Source organism: Amycolatopsis rhizosphaerae (genome assembly GCF_007713715.1).
GTDB classification, from domain to species: domain Bacteria; phylum Actinomycetota; class Actinomycetes; order Mycobacteriales; family Pseudonocardiaceae; genus Amycolatopsis_E; species Amycolatopsis_E rhizosphaerae.
In genome coordinates, this window is record NZ_VJWX01000349.1 from 1 (window position 1) to 7,601 (window position 7,601).

Sequence of the window (7,601 nt, forward strand, 5' to 3'; positions counted from 1 at the left end):
GGGTCCCTTCACAGTCGATTCGACTGTGAAGGGACCCTTCACGGCGCCCAGCCACGGCCTCGGGGTGGAGCAATGAATGTTTGCTACGGATCCCCGGCCCGATCCAAGGCTGTGAAGGGACCCCTCACGGCAAAGCGGGGCCGCCGCTGAGGGCGTGGAGGCGGAGGGCGAGCTGGATCTCCAGGGCACGGGCGGGCGCCTGCCAGCCCTCGCCGAGCAGCACGCCGATGCGTTCCAGTCGCTGCACCACGGTGTTCACGTGCACGTGGAGCGCTTCCTTGGCCCTGGTCAGGTTGCCCCCCGCCGCGAAGTAGGCGTTGAGGGTGCGGACGAGTTCGGTGCCGCGGCGGGCGTCGTAGTCGAGCACCGGGCCGAGGGTCTGCCGCACGAAACCGCCGACGTCCCCGCGATCCCCGAGCAGCACGCCGAGAAAGCCGAGCCCGCGGGAGGAAGCGCCTTCACCGGCACGGCCGAGGGTGAGCAGGGCCCGCAGGCACCGCTCGGCCTCGGCGTGCGCGGCGGCGATCTCCACCGGGCCGACGGCGGGCCCCGCCGCGCCCACCGTCACCGGAGTGTCCATTGTGGAGGACAACTCGGCGGCGGCGCGGGCGGCGGGCGCGTCCGGATCCTTCGCCTGCGCCAGAAGGACCACCTGCTCGGCGTGGACCCCGGCCAGGGTCGCGTACCGTGACGCGGCGGCGAGCAGTCTCCGGCGCGACACCGTGTCCGCGTGCGCGATCAGCACGACGTGCGGTTCGGTGAGCTGCACGCCCAGCCGTCTCGCCCGCGCCAGCAGGGCGGCCGGATTGCGGCCGGGCGCGGTGAGCAGATCGGTGAGCAGTTCCCCGCGCACCTCGTCCTCCGCCTTGGCCACCGACCGGCGCAACATCAGCAGCAGCCCGGTGACCACCGCGGCCCGCTCGAACAGCCGCCGGTCGGCGTCGACGAGCACGTCGCGGCCGCTGAGCACGATGCTGCCCAGCGGTTCCGGACCGGCCTGCACGGCGCACACCCACACCGCGCCCGCCGCCACCGCGCGGCCCGCCTCCCGTGAGGTCGTCACCGCCTCCGCGGGCGGCGCGGGCAGCGGCTTCCCGCTGTGCGCCAGGCATTCGCCGGTCGCGTCGAACAGCGCGATCGACCCGTGCAGCACCTCGGCCACGGCCCCGGCCACGTCCGGCACGTCCCCACCGCGCAGCACCAGATCCATCAGCCGGTCGTGGGCTTCCTCGGCCCGGTGCAGGGACTCGCTGTGCGCGCTGATCTCCGCCAGCAGGCGCGCGTTGTCCAGCGCGATCGCGGCGTGGTCGGCCAGCGAGGACAGCAGCGCGACCTCGTCAGGGGTGAATTCCCGGGGCGTGCGGTCGGAGGCGTACAGCACGCCGATGACCTGCTCGCCCAGTGCGAGCGGCACGCCGAGAATGCCGCGCAGCCCCTCGTCCCGCACCGCGAGGTCGATCGGGCTGGTGTGCCGGAACCGCGCGTCGGCGAAGTAGTCGCGGGTGGCCGAGGGCCTCGAAGTCTGCGCCACCAGGCCCCCGAGCCCCTCGCCCATGCCGAGGGTCACTTCCTGGAACAGCTTCGACACCGAACCGTCGGTCACCCGCATGTACGTACGCCCGGCCTCTTCGTCGTTGAGGCTCAGGTAGGACACGTCCACGCGCAGCAGGGTCCGGGCGCGGTGCACGATCGAGCGCAGCACCGCGTCCGGATCCCGCAACCGCGCCAGGTCGCTGGCGGTTTCGAACAGGGCGACCAGTTCGGCTTCGCGGCGGCGATGGCGGTTCAGGGTGGCGTGGATGCGCAGGGCCAGTTCGGTCGCGTTGCCCGGCACCCTGGCGCGCGCCAGCTGCTCGCCGCTCGCGCCGCTGGCGAGCAGGTCGAGCAGCTGGAGCACCTCGTCGGACACGAGGGTCATCTTGTCACCGGCCGGCGGCGGCGGGCAGTGCCGCCGCGGTTTCCTCCTCGGTCAGGTCGCGGCCGACGGTCTCCTTCGCCACCGCGACCGCGATCACCGTCAGCACGCACATGCCCAGCACGTACAGCGAAACCGGCACGGTGCTGCCGTAGGCCTTGAACAGCGCCACGGCGATGATCGGGGCGAGTGCCCCGGCTGCGATCGAGGACAGCTGCCCGCCCACGGACAGGCCCGTGTACCGCACGCGGGTCGGGAACTGCTCGGCGAAGAACGCGGCCTGCGGGCCGTACATCGCGCCGTGCAGCAGCAGCCCGGCGGTCGCGGCCAGCACGATCACCGCGGGCGACTTCGTGTTCAGCAGGGTGAAGAACACGAAGGCCCACACCGCCATGCCGAGCGCGCCGAACAGGTACACCGGCTTGCGGCCGATCCGGTCCGACAGGATGCCCCACAACGGGATCGTCACGAAGTGCACGGCCGAGCCGATCAGCACCGCGTTCAGGCCCACGGACTTGGCCAGGTGCAGCGGCCCGGTCACGTACACCAGGATGAACGCCGTGATCACGTAGTAGGACACGTTCTCGGCCATGCGGGCCCCGATGGTCACCAGCACCTGGCGCCAGGAGCTGCGGAACACCGCGAGCACCGGCACGTGCTTCTTCTCCTCGGCCACCACGTTCTTCTGGGCGGCGAGGAAGACCGGCGATTCGGTCACCGCGAGGCGGATCCACAGGCCGATCACCAGCAGCACACCGGAAAGCAGGAACGGCACGCGCCAGCCCCAGGACAGGAAGGTGGCGTCGGACTGGGTACCGGCCAGGATCGCCAGCACCGCGGTGGCGAGCAGGTTCCCGCCCGGCGCGCCGCACTGCGGCCACGAGGCCCAGAACCCGCGGCGCTTCTGGTCCCCGTGCTCGGAGACGATGAGCACCGCGCCGCCCCACTCACCGCCCAGCGCGAAGCCCTGGATCAGGCGGAGCGCGGTGAGCAGCAGCGGCGCGGCGGCACCCGCCACCGCGTAGGTCGGCAGCAGGCCCATCGCGCAGGTGGAGCCGCCCATCATCAGCAGGCTCACCACGAGCAGCTTCTTGCGTCCCAGCCGGTCACCGAAATGCCCGAACACCACCCCGCCGAGCGGCCGGGCGAGGAAGCCGATCGCGTAGGTGGCGAACGACAGCAGCGTGCCGGTGAGCGGGTCGTGGGCCGGGAAGAACAGCTTGTTGAACACCAGCGCGGCCGCGGAGGTGTAGAGGAAGAAGTCGTACCACTCGATGGTGGTGCCGATCAGGCTGGCACCGACGATCTTGGCGATCGATCCGCGCGAGGGGGGCTGGGACACGGCAACACTCCTTTGTGTGTCGGGACGGGGAGGTTCAGGCGGCGGTCCAGCCGCCGTCGAGGGGCAGGGAGGCACCGGTGAGCTGTGCGGCGTGGTCGCCGCACAGCCATCGCACGACCTCGGCGACGGCCTCGGGTGCGATGAGCTGCTTGATCGCGGCCCGCTGGAGCAGCACGCGTTCGAGGACCTCGGATTCGTCGATGCCGTGCGCCGTGGCCTGCGCGGCGATCTGGTCCCGCACCAGGGGGGTGTCGACGTAGCCGGGGTTGACGCAGTTGCTCGTCACCCCGTGCGGCGCGCCCTCAAGGGCGACCACTTTGGACAGTCCTTCGAGGGCGTGTTTCGCGGTGACGTAGGAGGATTTGTAGGCACTGGCCCGCAGCCCGTGGACGCTGGAGATGTTGATGACGCGGCCCCAGCCGCGGGCGTACATTCCCGGCAGCACGCGGCGGATCAGCAGGAACGGCGCGGTGACCATCACCTGCTGCATGCGCGTGAAGACCTCGGGCGGGAAGGTCTCGATCGGGGCGACGTGCTGGAAACCGGCGTTGTTCACCAGGATGTCGGCCTCGGCGGGCAGGGCTTCGACGGCGGTGGGGTCGGCAAGGTCGGCCACGTGGGCCCAGCCCCCGGTCTCCGCCGCGACGCGCCGCGCCGCCGGTTCGTCGAGATCGACCACGTGCACCTTCGCCCCGGCCTCGGCCAGCGCCCGCGCACAGGCACGCCCGATACCGCTGCCCGCACCGGTGACCAGCGCCGTCCGGCCGTCGAGGGTGGATCCGCTTCGCATGCGAAGGACGGTAAGCGAGCCACACCACAGTGGGTATGTGCCTTACCACCACAACCTTGCCGGTTTCGATGGTCGGATGCTCCATCGGCGGCGCGAGAAGAATCAGACTTGGCGGGGCGTTCCGGGATGGCGGGCGGCGGTGCTGAACCGGGCAGCGCGCCGCCGGGCGTGCCGGCGCGCGAGGTCGCGCGGCGGGGCGGTCACCGGGGCGTGCGGCACCCCGTAGAACAGCCGCTTGCCGATCTCGACCAGCCCGAGGTAGCAGACCACCATCACCACGAGCGCGGCGAAGAACCCGAACGGCAGCGGGGTGAAGCCCAGCGCCGCGGCGAACGGGGTCACCGGGAGCACCGCTCCCACCGCGATCACGCCGAGCGACGCCAGCAGCAGTGGGAGACTGGGGTGGCTCGAGAAGAACGGGATCCGGCGGGTCCGGATCGCGAACAGCACCAGGGTCTGGGTGGCCAGGGACTCCACGAACCAGCCCGTACGAAACTCGGGGGCCCCGGCGTGGAACACCCACAACATGATCCCGAAGGTGGCGAAGTCGAACACCGAGCTGATCGGCCCGAAACACAGCATGAACCGGCGAATGAACCGGATGTCCCACCGCGCGGGCCGCGCGAGCTGCTCGGGGTCCACCTCGTCGGTAGGGATGGCCAGCTGGCTGGTGTCGTAGAGCAGGTTGTTGAGCAGGATCTGCGACGGCAGCATCGGCAGGAACGGCAGGAACAGCGAGGCCCCGGCGGCGCTGAACATGTTGCCGAAGTTGCTCGAGGTGCCCATCAGCACGTACTTCATCGTGTTGGCGAAGATCCGCCTGCCCTCCATCACCCCGTCGGCGAGCACGTGCAGGTCCTTCTCCAGCAGGATCACATCGGCGGAATCCTTGGCCACGTCGGTGGCGGAGTCCACGGAGATGCCCACGTCCGCGGCGTGCAGCGCGAGCGCGTCGTTCACCCCGTCGCCGAGGAAGGCCACGTCGATGTCGGCCCGCCGCTGCACCCGCACGATCCGGGCCTTGTGCTCGGGGCTGACCCGGGCGAACACCGTCGTGGTGGCCAGCGCCCCGGCCAGTTCCCGGTCGTCGAGCCGGTCCAGCTCGGCGCCGGTGAGGATGCCGCCGACGGCCAGCCCGAGGTCCTGGCACACCTTCGCCGCGACAGCGGGGTTGTCCCCGGTCACGATCTTCACGGTGATGCCCAGCGCGGCGAGGCGGTTCAGCGCCTCCGCCGCACCGCGCTTGGGCGCGTCGAGGAAGACCAGGAAACCGGCCAGGTCCAGATCCCGCTCGTCCGCCGGGGTGATCGCGGTGAGGGGCCCTGCGGGCCGGGTGGCGACGGCGACCACCCGGTTGCCCGCCGCGAACTCGGCGTCCAGGACCTTGCGGGCGCTCTCCGGCACGTCGGCGCACCGGTCGAGCACCGCTTCCGGCGCGCCCTTGGTGATCAGCAGCCGCCCGCCGTCCCGGCCGGCGACCAGCACCGAGGCCATCCGCCGCTCGTGGTCGAAGGGCAGTTCCGCCAGCCTCCGGTACGCACCGACATCGACGTGCCGCGCCGCGGGCGACTCCCACAGCGCCGCGTCGAGCGGGTTGCCCCCGACCACGACACCGTTCTCCCGCTCGGCCTCGTTGCACAGCAGCCCCCAGGCCAGGGCCCGGTCGGACGGCGAGCCGTCCGGTCCCCGCGACCGCATGTAGCTGATCCGGCCCTCGGTCAGGGTCCCGGTCTTGTCGGTGAACAGCACGTCCACGTCACCCAGGTCCTCGATGCACACCAGCCGTTTGACCAGGACCTTGCGCCGGGCCATCTGGCGGGACCCGGCGGCGAGGCTGGTCGAGACGACCGCGGGCAGCAGTTGCGGCGTGATGCCGACCGCGATGGCCAGGGAGAACAGCAGCGCGTCGATGATCGGCCGGTGCAGCACGACGTTGATCACGAAGATCGACACCGTGAGCGCGGCGGCAACCTGCACGAGCAGGAGCGAGAACCGGCGCAGGCCGGTCTGGAACCCGGTGTCGGCGCGCCGCGTGCCCAGCCCCGCCGCGATGCGGCCGAACTCGGCGCGGGCACCTGTGCTGACCACCACGCCCCGGCCGCTGCCCGCGTGCACGACGCTGCCCATCAGCGCACAGCCGGTGAGGTCGGCCAGCGCGGTGCCCTCGGGCACCGGAGAGACGTTCTTGTCGGCCGGCATCGATTCGCCGGTGAGCACCGACTCGTCGCATTCCAGTTCGTTGACCGACAGCAGCCGCAGATCGGCGGGCACGATGTCCCCGAGGCGCAGTTCGACCACGTCGCCGGGAACCAGTTCGGCGACCGGCACCCGCCGCGAACCGCCGTCGCGGAACACGACGGCTTCGTGCCGGATCTGGGAATGCAGCGCCTCGGCGGCCTTTTCCGCGCGGTACTCGTTGAAGAACCCCAGGCCGACCGACAGTAGCACGATCACGCCGATGATGAGCGCGTCACTACGTTCCCCCACGAAGTAGGAGGCGACGACCGCGGCCATCAGCAGCCCCAGCAGGGGCGAGCGCAGCTGGTGCCACAGCACCTGCCACGGCCGGGCGCGGTGGGACGACACCGTGTTGGTGCCGTAGCGGCTCAGCCGTCGCGCGGCCTCTTGTGCGCTCAGCCCGCCTTCGGCGGTGCCGAGACGGGTCAGGACCTCGGGGCCGGGCAGGGCACCGGCCGCCCGGACGTCGAATCCGGAGGCGGGCGTGACGGCCGGGGCGGTGGCTGTACTCATCCCGGTGCTCATCCCGGTGCCCGATCCTCTGCTCATGCCCCCACTTCACCGGGCGCGCCCTCACCCGCAGGAGAGGAGAAAGTCCCTTCGCCCGGGGCCGTGGGACCAAAGCCGGGCCCTTCGGCCCCTGCGCTCCCCCGCGCCGCCGCGCCACGCTGTTCCGATGTCCGATGCGTGGTTCGAGACGGTGGCCGAAGCGCAGCGCCGTGCGAAGAAGCGGCTCCCGAGATCGGTGTACGGCGCGCTGATCGCCGGTTCGGAGCGGGGACTGACCCTCCGGGACAACGTCGAAGCCTTCGGCGAGCTGGGCTTCGCGCCGCACGTGGCCGGGCTGTCCAACCGGCGCGAGCTCACCACCACCGTGCTGGGCCAGCCGCTGTCGATGCCGGTGCTGATCTCGCCGACCGGCGTGCAGGCCGTGCACCCGGAGGCCGAGGTCGCGGTGGCGCGGGCGGCCGCGGCGCGAGGGACGGCGATGAGCCTGAGCTCGTTCGCGAGCAAATCCGTCGAGGAGGTCGTGGCGGCCAACCCGAAGACGTTCTTCCAGATGTACTGGGTGGGGACCCGGGAGGCGCTGGTGCAGCGCATGGATCGCGCCCGCGCGGCCGGCGCGGTGGGGCTGATCATGACCCTGGACTGGTCGTTCTCGATGGGCCGAGACTGGGGCAGCCCGGTGATCCCGGAGCGGATGGACCTCAGGGCGATGCTGCGGTTCGCCCCGGAGGCGGTGATCCGGCCGCAATGGCTGTGGGCGTTCGCGAAGACCCGGCACGTGCCGGATCTGACCACCCCGAATCTCACCC

Annotated in this window: 5 protein-coding genes; 1 reads left to right on the top strand and 4 read right to left on the bottom strand. The window is 71.5% G+C overall.

Translation table 11 applies throughout. The features are described from left to right. Window positions 1–124: 124 nt before the first annotated feature. The 4 genes from FNH05_RS26885 to mgtA all read right to left on the bottom strand — a co-directional run bounded on the left by FNH05_RS26885 (window position 125) and on the right by mgtA (window position 6,834). Entirely contained in the window at window positions 125–1,918 is a 1,794-nt protein-coding gene (locus tag FNH05_RS26885; RefSeq protein WP_144591506.1) for a helix-turn-helix domain-containing protein, read from the bottom strand. A 4-nt stretch (window positions 1,919–1,922) separates the two neighbouring features. Continuing rightward, entirely contained in the window at window positions 1,923–3,257 is a 1,335-nt protein-coding gene (locus FNH05_RS26890; protein WP_144591507.1) for an MFS transporter, read from the bottom strand. Window positions 3,258–3,291: 34 nt separating this feature from the next. After that, on the bottom strand, window positions 3,292–4,047 hold the full coding sequence (locus FNH05_RS26895) for a 3-hydroxybutyrate dehydrogenase (protein WP_144591508.1): 756 nt from the start codon (window positions 4,045–4,047) through the stop codon (window positions 3,292–3,294). Window positions 4,048–4,149: 102 nt separating this feature from the next. Next, window positions 4,150–6,834 carry a magnesium-translocating P-type ATPase gene (gene mgtA / locus FNH05_RS26900; RefSeq protein WP_246127958.1) on the bottom strand — a complete coding sequence of 895 codons (2,685 nt, stop codon included), beginning with the start codon at window positions 6,832–6,834 and terminating at the stop codon, window positions 4,150–4,152. A gap of 127 nt (window positions 6,835–6,961) precedes the next feature. On the opposite strand from mgtA, the gene FNH05_RS26905 reads away from it, so the two are divergent. Continuing rightward, window positions 6,962–7,601: alpha-hydroxy-acid oxidizing protein (locus FNH05_RS26905; RefSeq protein WP_186382756.1), on the top strand; the 640-nt coding region annotated here is incomplete at its 3' end.

Coding starts and splice junctions, on each gene's coding strand:
- FNH05_RS26885 (WP_144591506.1), bottom strand. CDS start 1,918: ATGACCCTCGTGTCCGACGAGGTGCTCCAGCTGCTCGACCTGCTCGCC.
- mgtA (WP_246127958.1), bottom strand. CDS start 6,834: ATGAGCAGAGGATCGGGCACCGGGATGAGCACCGGGATGAGTACAGCC.
- FNH05_RS26895 (WP_144591508.1), bottom strand. CDS start 4,047: ATGCGAAGCGGATCCACCCTCGACGGCCGGACGGCGCTGGTCACCGGT.